This window comes from Janthinobacterium sp. LS2A, from assembly GCF_036543145.1.
Taxonomy (GTDB): Bacteria; Pseudomonadota; Gammaproteobacteria; order Burkholderiales; family Burkholderiaceae_D; genus Janthinobacterium; species Janthinobacterium aestuarii.
The window spans coordinates 97,798-114,071 of record NZ_JAZHPB010000004.1; the positions used below are offsets into that span (position 1 = coordinate 97,798).

Annotated in this window: 14 protein-coding genes and 2 tRNA genes; 6 read left to right on the forward strand and 10 right to left on the reverse strand. The window is 64.9% G+C overall.

Features of this window, described 5'->3' with window-relative positions:
- Positions 1 to 20 precede the first annotated feature (20 nt).
- Complete coding sequence (gene aqpZ / locus V3C40_RS13250; RefSeq protein ID WP_034758233.1) at positions 21 to 710, forward strand: aquaporin Z; 690 nt, start codon at positions 21 to 23, stop codon at positions 708 to 710.
- A 158-nt stretch (positions 711 to 868) separates the two neighbouring features.
- On the opposite strand, the gene V3C40_RS13255 is transcribed toward aqpZ, so the two are convergent.
- Positions 869 to 1,699, reverse strand: coding sequence for an AraC family transcriptional regulator (locus tag V3C40_RS13255; RefSeq protein WP_070301578.1), 831 nt, complete (start codon positions 1,697 to 1,699; stop codon positions 869 to 871).
- Between the two features lie 138 nt (positions 1,700 to 1,837).
- On the opposite strand from V3C40_RS13255, the gene V3C40_RS13260 reads away from it, so the two are divergent.
- The 4 genes from V3C40_RS13260 (at position 1,838) to V3C40_RS13275 (ending at position 5,856) form a co-directional block, all read left to right on the forward strand.
- Positions 1,838 to 3,079, forward strand: coding sequence for an MFS transporter (locus V3C40_RS13260; protein WP_442907259.1), 1,242 nt, complete (start codon positions 1,838 to 1,840; stop codon positions 3,077 to 3,079).
- A gap of 238 nt (positions 3,080 to 3,317) precedes the next feature.
- On the forward strand, positions 3,318 to 4,700 hold the full coding sequence (gene cysS / locus V3C40_RS13265; RefSeq protein ID WP_331777666.1) for a cysteine--tRNA ligase: 1,383 nt from the start codon (positions 3,318 to 3,320) through the stop codon (positions 4,698 to 4,700).
- Between the two features lie 42 nt (positions 4,701 to 4,742).
- Positions 4,743 to 5,312, forward strand: a complete 570-nt coding sequence (locus V3C40_RS13270; RefSeq protein WP_331777667.1) for a hypothetical protein — start codon at positions 4,743 to 4,745, stop codon at positions 5,310 to 5,312.
- Positions 5,305 to 5,856, forward strand: a complete 552-nt coding sequence (locus tag V3C40_RS13275; RefSeq protein ID WP_331777668.1) for a hypothetical protein — start codon at positions 5,305 to 5,307, stop codon at positions 5,854 to 5,856. The genes V3C40_RS13270 and V3C40_RS13275 overlap by 8 nt, the downstream gene beginning before the upstream one ends.
- Here the strand turns inward: V3C40_RS13275 and dbpA are convergent.
- The 6 genes from dbpA to V3C40_RS13305 form a co-directional block, all read right to left on the reverse strand.
- Positions 5,843 to 7,267: an ATP-dependent RNA helicase DbpA gene (gene dbpA, locus V3C40_RS13280; protein ID WP_034758226.1), complete on the reverse strand. Its 1,425-nt coding sequence runs from the start codon at positions 7,265 to 7,267 to the stop codon at positions 5,843 to 5,845. The genes V3C40_RS13275 and dbpA overlap by 14 nt on opposite strands.
- A gap of 110 nt (positions 7,268 to 7,377) precedes the next feature.
- Positions 7,378 to 7,614, reverse strand: coding sequence for a hypothetical protein (locus V3C40_RS13285; RefSeq protein ID WP_034758223.1), 237 nt, complete (start codon positions 7,612 to 7,614; stop codon positions 7,378 to 7,380).
- A gap of 205 nt (positions 7,615 to 7,819) precedes the next feature.
- Positions 7,820 to 9,484, reverse strand: coding sequence for an acid phosphatase (locus V3C40_RS13290; RefSeq protein ID WP_331777669.1), 1,665 nt, complete (start codon positions 9,482 to 9,484; stop codon positions 7,820 to 7,822).
- Positions 9,485 to 9,589: 105 nt separating this feature from the next.
- A complete protein-coding gene (locus tag V3C40_RS13295) occupies positions 9,590 to 12,085 on the reverse strand; it encodes a TonB-dependent siderophore receptor (RefSeq protein ID WP_331777670.1) in 2,496 nt (831 codons plus the stop codon).
- Positions 12,086 to 12,186: 101 nt separating this feature from the next.
- A complete protein-coding gene (locus V3C40_RS13300; RefSeq protein ID WP_331777671.1) occupies positions 12,187 to 13,197 on the reverse strand; it encodes a FecR family protein in 1,011 nt (336 codons plus the stop codon).
- A gap of 1 nt (position 13,198) precedes the next feature.
- Complete coding sequence (locus V3C40_RS13305; protein ID WP_331777672.1) at positions 13,199 to 13,717, reverse strand: sigma-70 family RNA polymerase sigma factor; 519 nt, start codon at positions 13,715 to 13,717, stop codon at positions 13,199 to 13,201.
- Positions 13,718 to 13,945: 228 nt separating this feature from the next.
- On the opposite strand from V3C40_RS13305, the gene V3C40_RS13310 reads away from it, so the two are divergent.
- Entirely contained in the window at positions 13,946 to 14,614 is a 669-nt protein-coding gene (locus tag V3C40_RS13310) for a hypothetical protein (protein ID WP_331777673.1), read from the forward strand.
- Between the two features lie 68 nt (positions 14,615 to 14,682).
- Here the strand turns inward: V3C40_RS13310 and V3C40_RS13315 are convergent.
- From V3C40_RS13315 to V3C40_RS13325, 3 genes are all read right to left on the reverse strand, one after another.
- A tRNA-Met gene (locus V3C40_RS13315) sits at positions 14,683 to 14,759 on the reverse strand.
- Positions 14,760 to 14,904: 145 nt separating this feature from the next.
- Positions 14,905 to 14,981, reverse strand: a tRNA-Met gene (locus V3C40_RS13320).
- Between the two features lie 56 nt (positions 14,982 to 15,037).
- On the reverse strand, positions 15,038 to 16,216 hold the full coding sequence (locus V3C40_RS13325; protein ID WP_331777674.1) for a class I SAM-dependent methyltransferase: 1,179 nt from the start codon (positions 16,214 to 16,216) through the stop codon (positions 15,038 to 15,040).
- Positions 16,217 to 16,274: the final 58 nt, after the last annotated feature.

Consider the following 16,274-nt stretch of genomic DNA (forward strand, 5'->3'; position numbering starts at 1 on the left):
ACAATGTAAAGGAATACATCATGAAACAATATGGCGCCGAATTTCTCGGCACGTTCTGGCTGGTACTGGGCGGTTGCGGCAGCGCCGTGCTGGCCGCGGCCTTCCCTGGTCTTGGCATCGGCTTTGTCGGCGTGGCGCTGGCGTTTGGCCTGACGGTGCTGACCATGGCTTACGCCATCGGCCACATCTCGGGCTGCCACCTGAATCCTGCCGTCTCGATCGGCCTGTGGGCCGGCGGCCGCTTTCCCGCCAGCCAACTGTTGCCATACATCATCGCGCAAGTGCTGGGCGCCATCGTGGCCGGCGGCGTGCTGTACGTGATCGCCAGCGGCCAGGCCGGTTTCGATGTGAGCAAGGGCTTTGCCTCGAACGGTTTCGGCGCCCACTCGCCGGGCGGCTATTCGATGCTGTCGGCGCTGGTCATTGAAATCGTGCTGACGATGTTCTTCCTGATCGTCATCCTGGGCGCCACCGACAAGCGCGCACCGGCCGGCTTCGCCCCGCTGCCGATCGGCCTGGCGCTGACCCTGATCCACCTGATCAGCATCCCCGTCACCAATACCTCCGTCAACCCGGCCCGCAGCACGGGCGTGGCCCTGTACGTGGGCGACTGGGCGACGAGCCAGCTGTGGCTGTTCTGGCTGGCACCGATCATCGGCGCCTTGCTGGGTGCGCTGGCCTACCGCCTGATTGCCGGCGAAAAAGAGTAGGCCGGCTTGGCCCGCAGGGCGTAAGCCGACACTGCCGGCAACGCAGCTTGTCGGCTTACGCGCGGCCTTGCCACGCTAAGCCGACCTACGCGGCTGGCCTACCGCCTGATTGCCGGCAAACGATTTGACGAAAGCAGCCCACGGGCTGCTTTTCTTGTTTACTCCGCGGCGCGCCACTCGCTCAGGTAGTGCTGCGGCGTGCGACCCAGGATGCGGCGGAACATGGCGCTGAAGGCGCTGGGGCTGGCGTAGCCCAGCGCATAGGCGATGGCGGCCACGCCTTCGCCCCGGTCCAGGCGGCAGAAGGCCTCGGCCAGGTGGACTTGCTGCAGCCATTGGCGGTAGTGCAGACCCGTTTCCTTGGGGAATAAACGGATCAGGGTGCGCGCGCTGGCGCCCGCATCCTGCGCCCAGTCCTCGATGCTGCGCCGGCTGCCGGGCGCGTCCATGATGGCCGAGCACACGGCCACCAGGCGGCGGTCGCGCGGCCACGGTATGGCGAGGGGCACGGTATCGGCCGCCGCCAGTTCCGACAGGATCAGGTGCGCCAGCCAGTCGCCGCGGCCCTCTAGCGCATATTCGACCGGTTCGGCCAGCAAGGCCAGGATCAGTTCGCGCAGCAGCCGGCTCACTTCCAGCACCTTGCAATCGGCGCCATATCGGGCCGCCACCTGTGCGTCGATGTACACGGTACGCATGCTCAGTTCGCTCAAGATGTGGACTTCATGCACGATGCCCACGGGGATCAGCAGGGCGCGCCGCGGCGGCAACATCCACACGCCGTGCTCGGTGGACACGCGCATCACGCCTTCCGTCGCATACAGCAGTTGCGCCCGCACATGGCTGTGCGGCGCCGTATAGTCGCCCGCCGCATATTGCCGCGACATGGCCGTCACGGGGCGCGGCACGTGCTGGTAATCGTGCGAGCTGGTGCTGCGGCTGAACGGCACGCCATCGGGGTGGGTCTGGACGAGGGGTTGGGTGTACATGCTGGTCGTTGGATGCGCTCTTAATTGTCACCTAGTTGTCACTTGGGCGACGATTATTGGAAGTTATCAGTTCAGTGACCATACTATACTGGCTTCTTTGCCGGGCCGCCCGCCGAGCCCGATTATTGCGGATGACACATGCACACAACCACAACTGCTCCAGCATTGGCCAAGTCCGTGCCGGCGGCCCCTTCGCTTCATAGCTCCCAACAACAATCCGGTCTGGCCATGCACATCCTGGGCGCCGTCGCCTTCGTGCATTTGCTCAATGACTTGATCCAGGCATTATTGCCGTCGATTTATCCGATGCTGAAAGCCGAGTTTTCACTCAGTTTTACCCAGGTCGGCCTCATAACCCTGACGTTCCAGTGCACGGCTTCCTTGCTGCAGCCCTGGATCGGCTTGTACACGGACCGCCGTCCGCTGCCATTCCTGCTGCCCGTCGGCATGTGCTTTACCCTGGCCGGCGTGCTGATGCTGTCCGTCGTGTCGACCTTTCCCACCTTGCTGATCGCCTCGGGCCTGATCGGCGTCGGTTCCTCGACCTTCCACCCGGAAGCGTCGCGTGTGGCGCGCATGGCCTCGGGCGGGCGCTACGGCTTTGCCCAGTCGCTGTTCCAGGTGGGCGGCAATGTCGGTTCCGCGCTGGGGCCGCTGCTGGCGGCCGCCGTCATCGTCAACCGTGGCCACGGCAATATCGCCTGGTTCAGCCTGCTGGCCGTGCTGGCCATCGGCGTGCTGTACAAGGTCAGCCACTGGTACAGCGGCCACCTGGCCAGCTTCAAGCCGAAGGCGGGCGGCCATGGGCCGAACTTGTCGCGCAACAAGGTGATGGGGGCGCTGGGCGTGCTGGCCCTGCTGGTGTTTTCGAAGTACATCTACATGGCCAGCCTGTCGAGCTACTACACGTTCTACCTGATCGACAAATTCCACCTGTCGCTTGGCGATGCCCAGCTGTATTTGTTCCTGTTCCTCGCCGCCGTGGCGGCCGGCACCTTCATGGGCGGCCCCATCGGCGACCGCATCGGCCGCAAGCGCGTGATCTGGATTTCCATCCTGGGCGCCGCGCCATTTACCCTGCTGCTGCCCTACGTCGACCTGTTCTGGACGGCCGTGCTGACGGTGATCATCGGTTTCGTGATTTCATCCGCGTTTTCCGCCATCGTCGTTTTCGCGCAGGAACTGGTGCCGGGCAAGGTGGGCATGATCGCGGGGATTTTCTTTGGCCTGATGTTCGGCGTGTCCGGCATCGCCGCCGCCGCGATGGGCCACCTGGCCGACGTGGAGGGCATCGCCTATGTGTACAAAATCTGCTCCTACCTGCCGCTGCTGGGCATCCTGACGGTGCTGCTGCCGCATATCGAACAGGCGAAAAAATAAGCTGGCGCCGCAGGAGGGCTTGACGGCCCGCCCGCGCGCATGCGATATTGTCTCCATGATCTCTTCCATCCTCCCTCCAGTCCTTGCATACCGCGGCGCCGCTGCGCTGTGTCCGTGTACCTGGCTTCGCGAGGATGCGGCCCGGCGCCGTTAAACTTTTTACTCCTCATTCCGATGGCCGCAGTGTTGAAAAACCTGTGGCCATTTTCTTTTTCCGCAACGCGCATGAAAGTCCCGCATGACACTTCATTTGTACGACACGTATAGCCGCAGCTTGCGGCCCTTCGAGACCATCGCCCCGGGCGAGGCGGGCCTGTACGCCTGCGGGCCCACGGTCTACGACTACGCGCATATCGGCAACCTGCGCACCTATCTGTTCGTCGACGGCTTGCGCCGCGCGCTCGAATTCAACGGCTTGCAGGTGCGCCACGTGATGAACATCACGGACGTCGGTCATCTGACGTCGGATGCGGACAGCGGCGACGACAAGATCGAGGCGCGCAGCGCCCGCAGCGGCAAGTCGGCCTGGGACATCGCCGCTGAATTTACCCGCGCGTTCGAGGGCGATCTGCACCAGCTCAATATCCTGCCGCCCACCGTCTGGTGCCGCGCCACCGACCACATCGCCGAGCAGATCGCCTTCATCCTCGACCTGGAAGCGAAAGGCTATACCTACAGCACGGACGACGGGATCTATTTCGACACGACGCGCCAGGACAGCTATGGCAAACTGGCGCGCCTGAACCGCGACGGCCTGCAGGCGGGCAAGCGCGTGGACCTGGGAGAGAAACGCGACATCTGCGACTTCGCGCTGTGGAAGTTCAGCGGCGTGCCGGGACAGCGGCAGATGGAGTGGGACAGCCCGTGGGGCCTGGGTTTCCCGGGCTGGCATATCGAATGCTCGGCCATGGCGGAAAAGCACCTGGGCGCGTACTTCGACATCCATTGCGGCGGCGAAGACCACGTGGCCGTCCACCACAGTAACGAGATCGCGCAAACGGAAGCGCGCCACGGCACGCGCCTGGCCAACTTCTGGCTGCACGGCGCTTTCCTGAAAACACAGGATGCGAAGATGTCGAAATCGTCGGGCGACTTTTTACGCCTGCAAAGCCTGGTGGAGCAGGGCATCGATCCGCTGGCCTACCGCTACCTGTGCCTGGGCGCCCACTACCGCAGCAGCCTCAATTTCACGGATGAAGCGCTGCGTGCCGCCGCCAGCGGTTTGGCGCGCCTGCGCGTCAGCGTGCATGGCCTTGGCCAGGTGGATAGTGAGGCCGCCCCTGATCCTGCATGGCTGGCGCGCTTTGCGGCGCAGGTCAACGATGACCTGAACTATCCACGCGCCCTGGCCGTGGCCTGGGAACTGCTGAAAAGCAGCCTGCCGGACGCGGTGAAAAAGGCCACCATGGCCCGCTTCGATGCGGCCCTGGGGCTCGATCTGCTGGCCTGGCAGCCGGCGCAGGTAGATGTGCCGCAGCCCGTGCAGGCGTGGATGGCGGAACGGGCCATCGCCCGCGCGCAGCGTCAGTGGGCCGAGGCGGACCGCTTGCGCGCACTGGCGCGCGCGGCCGGCTATGACATCGACGATACGCCGCAGGGGCAACAGGCGCGGCCTTTGTGAAGATGTCCGGCATAATGGCCGCTTGATGACACTGGAGATGCCGTGAAGCGCCGTTTGCTGCTATTGAGTTGTTGCCTTGCTTTTTCTGCCGCCCGGGCGGCCAGCGAATGCCCGGGCTTTCCCGCGCTGGCCACTTCCAGCGAGACGCTGCTGGCGCAAGTGCGCGCGCTGCCGCCCGTCGGCATCGACCGCGAACGGCAGGCGTGCGCGCCGGCGACCGTCATCGATTTTGCCTACAGCGGCGGGGTGCTGTGCAGTTTTGGCAGTGAAGTGGAGGCGGCGACATCCGCCGTCACGCGCCTGGCCGATGGCGGTGAACTGGTTGAATACCTGTATCTGTTCCCGTATGCGCCGGCCACCCATGCGCGCTTGCTGGCGCTGCTGTCGGCGCGTTTTACACCTGTCGACAGGGCGGCCTGGCCCGCCTTCCTGCAGGGGGCCAGGCCGGGCAAGGAAACCACGGCTCTGTTCACGCATGGCGGCTTTTATATCTCGCTGGGCAAGCCCACCGAAGGCGATCCTGCTGAATGGTATTCGAATGTGATCTTTGAAAAGGTGGACCAGCCTGCGCTGGGCGTGCGCAAGGTCTGCAAGGAAGCTCGCGATGGCTGAAGCGGACGCTTTTCCGGCCGCACTGGCAGGCACTGTGGCGCAGCTGTTGCCTGCGCTGGCATATGGCCAGTTGCATGCGCCGGTTCGGTCGTTTTCGGTATGCCAGGATGGCGAGACTTTGCTGATCCCGACGCGCACGTATTACGATAGCGAGCGGCTGCTGGCTTGTACGCGGCTGCCCGGCGACGCGGGCGTGATCGCCCTGTGCCTGGGCGCGCGCCACCATGACGGCCATGTGCGCGAAGCGTGTGCAAGGCAGCTGTTGCTGCAGGAGCGGGCATGGACGGTGCCGTTCGTCGTGCACCTGTGCGGCGAATACGTGCTGGAGATTATTGAGATAATTGGCGCGGCGCTGCCGGCCTGGAATACGCAGGCGCTGGCGCGCTACCTGCGGGAGAACCCCGCCTATGTGGACACGCTGGAGCGGCGCACGATCAGCTACTGGAGCTGCTACTACCGCGGGCGCCATCCCGCATGGGATAGCTACCCGGGACGCAGGACCATGGCGGCCCTGCGTGCATTGCAGCAGCTTACGCCTCGATAAAGCGCATCTTGAAGCTGCGGCCCTTGATATTGCCGAAGTCGCGGCCCAGGGAGTTACCGGCGTTGAGGCGCTTGAAGGCCGCTTCGGCCACCTTGCGGTCCAGCGCCACGTAGGTCATGAACTCGAATACGTTGATCTTGCCCACCTGCTCCTTGGTGAGGCCAGCGTCGCCCGTCAGCGCGCCCAGCAAGTCGCCCGGGCGCAGCTTGTCCTTCTTGCCGCCCATGATGCACAGGGTGACCATCGGCGCCGGCAGCGCCTCCATGCCGTCATCTTCCGCCAGTTCCTTCAGGTCGTGCCATTCGGCGGCGCTGTTCTGGTACTGCTCGATCAGCTTGACCCATTTTTTCTCGTTCGGCGCGCACAGCGACAGGGCCAGGCCCTTCTTGCTGCCGCGGCCCGTGCGGCCGATGCGGTGGATGTGCACTTCCGTGTCCTTCGACACGTCGACGTTGATCACGGCGCCCAGGTCGGAAATATCGAGGCCGCGCGCGGCCACGTCGGTGGCCACCAGCACGGAGCAGCTGCGGTTGGCGAACAGCACGAGGATTTCATCGCGCTCGCGCTGTTCCAGCTCGCCGTACAGGGCCAGCGCGGAAAAGCCTTGCTGGCGCAGCTCGTCGGCCAGTTCGCGGCAATGCACCTTGGTGTTGCAGAAGGCCAGCGTGGATTCCGGCTTGAAGTGTTTGAGCAGTTTGCCGACGGCGCTATTGCGCTCGTCGAAGCCGATTTCATAGAAGCGCTGCTCGATCTTGTCGTTGTCGTGCTGCGCCTCGACCGTCACTTCCAGCGGATTGACGAGGAACGACGCCGTGGCGCGGCGGATATCTTCCGGGTACGTGGCCGAGAACAGCAGGGTCTGGCGACGCGCCGGGCAGGCGCTGACGATGCCGGCGATTTCTTCGTAAAAACCCATGTCCGTCATGCGGTCCGCTTCATCGAGCACCAGCGTTTGCACGTGGTTCAGGTTGATGGTGCCGCGGCCCAAGTGGTCGCGCAGGCGGCCCGGCGTGCCGACGACGATGTGCGCGCCGTGTTCCAGCGAGGCGATTTGCGGGCGCATCGGCGCGCCGCCCGTCAGGGTCAGGATCTTGATGTTGCCGGCCGCGCGGGCCAGGCGGCGCAGCTCATTGGCCACTTGGTCGGCCAGTTCGCGCGTGGGGCACAGCACCAGGCCCTGCACGGCAAACCAGGCCGGATTGAGCTTGTGCAGGATGCCGATGCCGAAGGCGGCCGTCTTGCCGCTGCCCGTTTTCGCCTGGGCGATCAGGTCGCGGCCATCGAGTACGGCCGGCAGGCTTTGCGCCTGGATGGTGGTCATCTCGTGGTAGCCGAGCGAATCCAGGTTGGCCAGGAAGGCGGGCGTCAGCGGCAGGCTGGAAAAAGAAGTGGTGGCGGATGTGGTGTTCATAAGGGCGGAGCCGGTAAAAAGCGGGTGGATGGGCACAGTCTACAGGCGTTATACGCCCTTGTGCGGATGGTTGTGGAAGCTGGCGGCAAACGGCCGCCGGCGTTGGGGTACTAGTTGTCGGGCGCCCAGATGGGCAAGCCGGTCAGATCGAGGCCAGCGTCGCGCGTCCATACGGGCAAGCCCGTGGCGTCGGTCGGCTCCAGCAATTCAAGCTGCACCTGCTTCAGCGCCACCTTGCGCGCGCGCGTGCGGCGTTGCGGTTCCGGCGCCGGCTCTGGCGCCTCGTGCGCTGGCGGCGGGCCGAAACCGGGCAAGTCGATGGTGGCGTTGTCTTTTTTATCTCTCATTTGCTAACCTCTTTCCCTGGCTTGCGAAAGCCAGGGGGCGGGCAAGGTGCTGCCCGCCTATGTCTATACGCTTTAACTTCATCCACAAAACAAAAGCCCGGCTACTGGAGTCGGGCTCATTGTTGGAACAACCGTCAGGAATACCTGTCCTGCGGATTTAAGTGCGGCACGCAGTGTATCACAGGCGTGCCGCATTGTGGGTGGCTTAGCGGAAGCTCAGAGCGCCCGTCAGGTCGCCCGGCGGCAGCGCGCCGCGCGACGCAAACGCGTCGTTGCGCACTTTCAGGCCTTCGAGCAGCGGCAGGTCGTGCAGGCGCGTGATCAGGCGCAGGATCGACGTCGTGTCATAAAAACTGTGGTCGACGGCGCCTTTCTTCGCGTACGGCGAGACGACGATGGCGGGAATGCGCGTGCCCGGACCCCAGCGGTCGCCTTTCGGCGGCGCCACGTGATCCCACCAGCCGCCGTTTTCATCGAAGGTGATCACGACGATCATGTCCTTCCACTGCGGCGATTCCTTCAAATGCTGGATGACGTTGGCCACGTGCTGGTCGCCCGATTCGATATCGGAATAGCCGGCGTGCAGGTTCAGATTGCCCTGCGGCTTGTAGAAGGTCACGGCCGGCAGCTTGCCCGCCACGGCGGCGGCGAGGAATTTGTTCGAGATCGGGCTGTCGCCTGTGCCGCCGTCGCGCAGGTGCTCGGCGCGCGCAGCCGTGCCTGGCGCGAACTGCTTGAAGTAGTTCAGCGGCTGGTGGTGGAACTGGAAGTTCGGCTTGCTGCCGCCGCCTTTTTGGTCGAGCGCCGCTTGCCAGCCGCCGCCATACCACGCCCAGCTGACGCCCTTGCGCGACAGCAGGTCGCCGATGGTGTCATAGGTTTGCGGCGGCAGGGTGTTCGCGTCGGCCGGGTCGGCATGCAGCGGGTCGCCGTCGAAGGCGGGGCGGATGTAGCTCGGTTGATATGGCGGGGCCATGGTGTTGACGGCATAGCCGTCCGGCGTGATGGCGCCGTCGTTCACATATTTCGGCTTGCCGTCCAGCGCGGAGGCGGGGCAGTCGGGCGAGATCGCCAGGCGCACGCCTTGCGGGCCGTCGGACAGTACGGCGATCTTTTTCTTCGCCGCCGTTTCGGCCGCGTTGAAGTATTCGTTGGCGCGGCCGGTCACCAGGAACTGGTGGTTCATGTAGGAGCCGCCGAAGGCTGCCATGAAGAAGTTGTCGCACAGCGTGTATTGCTCGGCGATCTGCCACAGGTTCAGGTTTTTCGACGTTTCGCCGTAATGGCCCATCACCAGGCCGCCGCTGTCGGCCCACGCGGCAAAGCCGTCGTTCTTGCCGCCGTTGATCTGCATCTGGTTGTTATAGAAGCGGTGCACGAGGTCGCGCGTGATGATGCTCTCGGGCAGGGGCTTGCCGGCCGCGTCGCTCAATTTGTAGGGCGCGTTGGGCAGGCCGGAAATCTGGTCTTCCTTGATCAGGTAATCGGTGCCGCCGATATTTTGCTGGTTCGGCACGAGGCCGCCCCAGATCTTCGGCAGCGTGGCCAGCGGCTTGCCGTCGCGGTCCAGCTGCTGCGCCTGTTCCGCCGTGACGGCGGACAGGGGCGCGCTGGTGCCGGGGAAGTTGGCGAACAGGTTGTTGAAGCTGCGGTTTTCCAGGTAGATCACGACCACGTTCTTGACGTGCGCCTTGAGTTTCGCGTCGAGCGAACCCTTGGCGATGGTCTTTTTGGCGGGCGCGGCGTCGGCCAGCGCCGGCAGGCTGGCGGCCAGGCCGACTGCGGAAGCAGCCTGGAAAATGCGCCGGCGCGAGGGATTGGCGGGTTGGTCGGCCGGATCGGCTGGCAGGGCGGTGGCGAGGTCCTTCACACATTCTCCTTGGGTGTCTCTATGGGCACGGGCGTTGGCGGCAATCGCCGGCAACGCCCGTGAAGCGGGAAAATTGTATCACCGGCCCTGCGCCGGTGTGAAATACTAGAACTGGTAGCGCACGCTCAGCGCCACCTTGCGCGCCGGACCATACATGCCCGAGTACCACCAGTCCGACACGGAAGCCGTGTATTTTTTGTCGAACAGATTGGCCACGTTGACGGTGGCCGACAGCTTGTCGTTGACATCGTAGCGCGCCATCAGGCTGGCCACCGAGTACGCCTTCTGTTCCCAGTGCATGGTGCTGTTGATCTGCCACGCGTCGATGTCCGAATACACGCGGCTTTGCCAGTTCACGCCGCCGCCGATTGTCAGGCGATTGAGGTCGCCGGGCAGGCGGTAGGTCGTCCACAGTTTCACCAGGTGGCGCGGGAAGGTGGTCAGGATGGCCTTGCCGGCATTGTTTTCCGTCTGGCTGTACGACCACGAAGCCGAAATATTCCAGTCCGGCGTGATGGCGCCCGTCGCTTCCACGTCCACGCCCTGGGTCTTGGCGCCCTTGATGGCGCGGTTGGCAGGATTGTTCGTGCCAGGCACGGTGTAGCCGGGGTCCGATTCGGACAGATTGCTCTGGCGGATCTGGTACAGCGCGGCAGAGGTGTTCAGGCGGCCATCGAGCCAGCCGCTCTTGACGCCTGCCTCAAAAGTCTTGCCCTCGCGCGGCGCCAGTAGCTTGCCGTAGCGGTCTTGCGATGCTTGCGGCTGGTAGATGGTGGAGTAGCTGGCGTAGGCGCTGTGCGTGCCGTCGATATCGAATACGAGGCCGCCATACGGCGTGAAGACACGGCTCTCCGAGGCGGGGGACGCGCTGTAAAAATTCACGGACGGCGCGTCCGAGATGTAGTTCTCGCTGTAGCGCAGCACCTTGGCGCCAGCGATCAGTTTCAGGCGTTCGGAGAGGTTGAAGCGGCTGGCCGCGTAGGCGCTGGCCTGGCGGCGCGTGCTGTCGTAGATGACGGTGGTACCGCCAAACACGGGCGTTGCCGTGCGATTCCAGCGGTACAGGTTGACTGGCGTGTTTTCGACGCCCCGGTCGAAACGGCCATCGGTCGTGCTTTGAAATTCGCTGTAGTCCATGCCCAGCACCAGCTCGTGCTGGCGGCCGAATGCGCTGAACGGCCCGCGCACATTGACGTCCACGCTGTTGACCTGAAGCTGGTAGTCGCGGTAGTCGGCGTTCAAGCTCAGGCCATCGCCCGTGGCCTGGTCGGGAAAGCCGCCACTCACGCTCAGGTAGACGGCGCGTTCTTCCTGCGACGATTGCACGCGGTTGGCCGAGATTTTCAGCTTCCAGTCGTTGGCCAGCGCGTGCTCCACGGTGGCGAAGAGGTCGGTCGAATTGGTGTCGAAGCGGTTCGACTTGGCGGCCGGGCTGAAAGAGCGTGGCAGGTCCGTCATGACGCCATTGCTGTAGAACAGGGGGAAGCCCAGGTAGGACAAGGATCCGTTCGAGCGCTTGCGCTGGTGCGTGACGCCGGCCGTCAGCTTCGTGTCGCGTGACAGATCCGCTTCGACCACGCCGTAGACCACTTTCTTGTTGCGGCTGTAGCCGTCGATGATGCTGTCGCCTTCTTCGTACACCGTCACCAGGCGGCCGCGCACGGTGCCAGTCTCGTTCAGCGGACCCGAGACGTCGGCCATGGCGCGCCGCTCATCGTAGGAAGCCAGCTCGCCCTCGACGGAGGCCTGGAACTGCGCCGTCGGCTTCTTGCGCACCATGTTGATGGCGCCCGAGGCGTCGCCAGCGCCCGTCATCAGGCCCGAGGCGCCGCGCAGCACTTCGATGCGGTCGTACAGCGCCATGTCGGCCAGGCTTTGCGACGGTATCGCATTGAGGCCCAGGTTTTCCGAATGCGTGCTGACGCCATCGAGCTGGTAATTGGTAATCGAATAGCCGCGCGACGTAAAGCCCGTGCGTTCGCTACCCAGCGAGAACAGCGTGATGCCCGGCGTCTGTGCCATCACTTGCGCGATCGTGTTCAAACCCTGGTCCTGCATGCGCTGCTGCGTGATGACGCTGACCGACTGCGGCGTTTCCCTGATCGACAGGCCCAGCGGCGTGGCCGTGGCGATCGGCAAGGTGGAGACATACGCGCCCGAGCCTTCCGTCGCATCCTGCTGCGCCTTGACCGACACTTCCGGCATCATCGCCATCGCTTCGCCACTCGCCGCCGGATCGGCCGGGCGCAGCACATAGCTGCCGTTGGCGCTGCGTTCGGCCTTCAGGCCCGTGCCGCGCAACACGCCGTTCAAGGCGGCCAGCACGTCGTGGCGGCCGCTCAAGCCGGCCGAGGTCTTGCCGCGCGTCTGCTCGGGCGTGAAACTGAGGATGACACGCGACTGGCTGGCGACCTGGCGCAGCGCCGTGGCCAGGTCGCCAGCGGGCACCTGGAAGTCGAGCGTGGCAGGGGCCGCCGCCGCGCTTTCCTGCGCCAGGGCTGGCGCCTGGACGTTCAGCAGCAGGGCCGAACCGATGAAAACGAGCTCGATGGCATACGCCATGGGTTTGATACGCGGCTTGGAATGAATGGCAGGAGACATGGTTACCTTGTGGTGTAGTCGTCAAAAAGAACGTTGCCTACACAGGTCACGCGAGAATCGGAAGCGGGTACTTTTTTTTGCGCCGGCGTCAAAATATATTTTCAGCGCGGCTGGCGCGCCTCGACCTGCACCCAGTAGCGCGTGCGCAGGCGCACGTCCACGGGCAGGGAGTCGGGCAGCGACAGCAGCACGGCATCCAGGTCGGCCAGCGGGAAGACGCCGGAGATGCGCAGGCCGGCGACGGCGTCGTCGCAGCCCAGCAAGCCGTGGCGGTAACGGCTCAGTTCATGCAGGAAGTCGCGCAGCGGCATGGCGTCGGCCAGCAGCAAACCCTGGCGCCAGGCCCAGACATCGGGTGAGACGGCGTGCGCGGGCAAGGCATTCTGCGCCGTCATGCCGCCGCCCTGGCCCGCGCGGAGCACCGGGCTGGCCTCACCATGGCGCGGCATCAGCCGCACGGCGCCTTCCTCGACGGCGACCAGGGTGCTGCCGTCCGCCTGGCGCACCGAGTAGCGCGTGCCCAGCGCCTGCGCGTGGCCTTGCGCCGTTTCGACGAGGAAGGGGCGGTAGGGCATGCCCGTTTCGCGGGCCGTGGCGATGAACACTTCGCCCTGCACCAGTTGCAGCAGGCGCTGCGTGCCCGTGTAGCGGATGTTGACGGCGCTGCCGCTGTTCAGGTGCAAACGGCTGCCGTCGGGCAGGGTCAGTTCGCGGCGTTCGCCCACGCCGGTGGACAGGTCTGCCAGCGCGGCGCGGGCCATGTCGGGCGCATATTGCGAGCGCGCGCCGAACCAGCCCGTGAGGCCGATGGCCGAGACCCACGCCAGCAACTGCAGGCTGCGGCGGCGCGAGATGGTCGAGGCAGGGCGGGAGCGCTGTGTCAACGCCGTGCGGCTGGCCTGTGCATCGAGTTCGCGCAAGCCGCCGCTGACGCTTTCGATATGTTTCCACGCCCGTTCATGGTCGGGGTGCGCCTGGCGCCACTGCTGCCAGGCCGTTTTTTCCGCCGGCGTCGTTTCGCCGCTCATCAGGGTGGCCAGCCATTCGGCTGCCTGCATGGCGATGGCCAGGTCGATGGGCTGGCCCTGTGCGTAGACGGTGGCGCCGCGCATGTCAGGAGGCGGCAAAATCGGGCACGGCAAAAAAGCATAGCAGGTTGGCCTTGCTCAGGTATTTTTTGACGGAATGCGTGGTGGTGCCCAGTTCGGCGGCGATCTCGGCGTAGGTCATGCCGTCCAGGTGTGCCAGCAGGAAAGCGGCCCTGGCCTTGGCGGACAGCTGGTCCAGCGCGCGGTCGACCAGCTGCAGCGATTCGAGCAGGATGGACATCGCTTCCGGCGACGGCGTGCTCGCTTGCGGCTGGTGCAGCAGGGCGTCGAGGTAAGCCCGTTCGAGCTCTTCGCGCCGGCAGTGGTTGGCCAGCAGGCGCTTGGCGATGGTGGCCAGGAAAGGGCGCGGCTGCGCGATCCCGGCACTGCTGCGCGCAACGAAGATCTTGATGAAGGTATCCTGCGCCAAGTCGCCGGCCAGCCCCGCATCGTGCAGGCGGCGCTTCAGCCAGTGCAGCAGCCAGGAATGGTGCTCGGCATACAGGGCCTGGAAGTCGGACGGAGGGGAAGGGGCGGACAGCATGCGAAGAGGGTGGGATAGCTTAATCTAAATGAGAATTGTTCTCATAATAACGCAGCGGCGCGCGCCAGGCAATCAGGAAAACGCGGCGTTGCTGAAATGCGACTGCGCGCCCGGGCCACGCGCGGTGCCGGATTTGCGCCTGCACACGGTAGATGTAAAAGTTTCCTTGACGCAAGCTTTCATGTGAGAAAATGCGGCTTGTCGATGTGGTGCGGAGCGGAGCGAAAAATGATGTGGATGGTTGGCGGTGCCCTGATTCTATTGGTCGCCAGATTTTTATGGCTGGCCTATTTTCATCGGGTCAACGCGATGTCGCGCCAGGCGGAATTGATGAACTGGCTCGATATCGGCCGGGTGTCGAACCCCGATGGCGGCAAGGATATTCTGTTGGCGAGAAACGAGCGCGGCGCCCGGATCGACTGGCGCACGGGCGAAGTCTGGCTGATGAATCCCAAGGTTGCCGAGCCGTTTGCCGATTTCCTCGCGGTCGAGCGCTGGCTGACGATGCGCGACATGCCGGCGGCAGGCAAGCCGGCCGCAGCCACGCCTGCGCCAGTGGAACCGGAACCGGAAGCGGCGCCTGAGCCCGGCCCCGTGCGCGATACCTTGCCGTCCTTCCAGCAAAAAGTCGATGCCTGCCTGGCCAAGGCCGAAGGCGGCCAGGAATTGTTGGAAACCAAGCAGGCGTTCGAGGCGGGCAGCGAGCCCTATCTCGAGGCGTCGACGGAACTGAGCAAGACGGCGCTCGAGCTCGAAGTGTCGCCAGCCATGGTAGCGACGTTTCATATCAGCGCCTTTGCCGCCCTGTCCGAAACGGCGGGCGCCGACAAGCTGGAAAGAGTGGCGGCCAGCCTGCACGCGGCGGCCAGGCAGATCAGGGCCAGCGTCGCCGTGTAAAAAGCGGGCCTGACCCGGAATGAAAAAAACCGCTGACTCCCTTGCAGGAATCAGCGGTTTTTATGTATTGGTTGCGGGGACAGGATTTGAACCTGTGACCTTCGGGTTATGAGCCCGACGAGCTGCCAGACTGCTCCACCCCGCAGGCGAATTATAACCGAGTTTGTTGCATTGCGAAAGAGCGGATTGACACGAAGGGCATTTGCTTTGCATGAGGGCGGTAGGCATGCTGCGCCGCAATGGAAAAAGCCGCCGATCCCTTTGCAAGAATCAGCGGCTTTTTATATATCTGGTTGCGGGGACAGGATTTGAACCTGTGACCTTCGGGTTATGAGCCCGACGAGCTGCCAGACTGCTCCACCCCGCAGGCGAATTATAGCGGGGTTTGCTGCAATGCGCAATGGCCGGGTTTCAGACCCTCGATTACGCCCCCGCCAGGCGCCACAGCGACGTGACTTCCTTCGAACGGGCCGCATGCAGGCTGTCGGTGGCGTCCTGCGCGCGCGGGTGCGTAGGTTTGACGTCCAGGCGGTCGACGACTTTCAAGCCCGCCTGTTGTATCCATTCGAGCAATTGTGCGCGCGGGCGCAAGCCCAGGTGCTCGGCCAGGTCCGACAGGATCAGCCAGCCTTCGCCGTTTGGCTCCAGGTGGTCGGCCAGGCCGGCGAGGAAGCCGCGCAGCATGCGGCTGTCCGGATCGTAGACGGCGTATTCGATCGGCGAGCTGGGGCGGGCCGGCAGCCAGGGCGGATTGCACACGACGAGCGGCGCGCGGCCGGCAGGGAACAGGTCGGCCTGCACCACCTCGACCTTGTCGATCACATCGAGGCGGGCCAGGTTTTCGCGCGCGCAGGACAGGGCGCGCGGGTCCTGGTCGGTGGCGACGATGCGGGCGACGCCGCGCTGCGCCAGCACGGCGGCCAGCACGCCCGTGCCGGTGCCGATGTCGAAGGCCAGGCTGGCGCGCGCGGGCAGCGGCGCTTCCGCCACCAGGCCCACGTATTCGCCGCGGATCGGCGCGAACACGCCGTAGTGCGGATGGATGCGCTGGCCCAGGGCCTGCAGTTCCACGCCCGTGCGGCGCCATTCGTGCGCGCCGATCAGGCCCAGCAGTTCGCGCAAGGAGGCGATAAACGGCTCTTCGCCGCGGCCATATGCTTCATTGCACGCCAGTTTCACGTCCGGCGCGCGGCGCAGCGGGATCGTATAGTCGGCATCGAAGGGCAGCAGCAGCATGGCCAGGGTGCGGGCGCGCTGCGACTGGGCCTGGCGGTGCAGATGGAACGCTTCCGTGGCGGTCGGTTCCGGCTTGGCCAATTTGGCGGCCTTGGCCTTCTTGCTTGGCTTGTCGTTCTTGTGGTCGGCGCGGCGCGCCAGTGCCTGCAGCAGCTGGCGCGCGTTCTGGAAGTCGCCGCGCCACAGCATGGCCGTGCCTTCGCAGGCCAGGCGGTAAGCCTGGTCGGCCGTCGTGCGGTCATCGGCGATGACGACGCGCTTGGGCGGCGGCATGCCGCTTTCCGAGCGCCAGCGGGCCGCGTGTTCGGCGCCGTTTTCGCTCCAGTGGATCTGCGGATGAACGGTAGGTGAAGAGGTGTCGGACATGGGATTCAATCGATAGAAGGGGGCGCGCGGCATGGTCGCCTGCGCAGGCCGTCTTCCA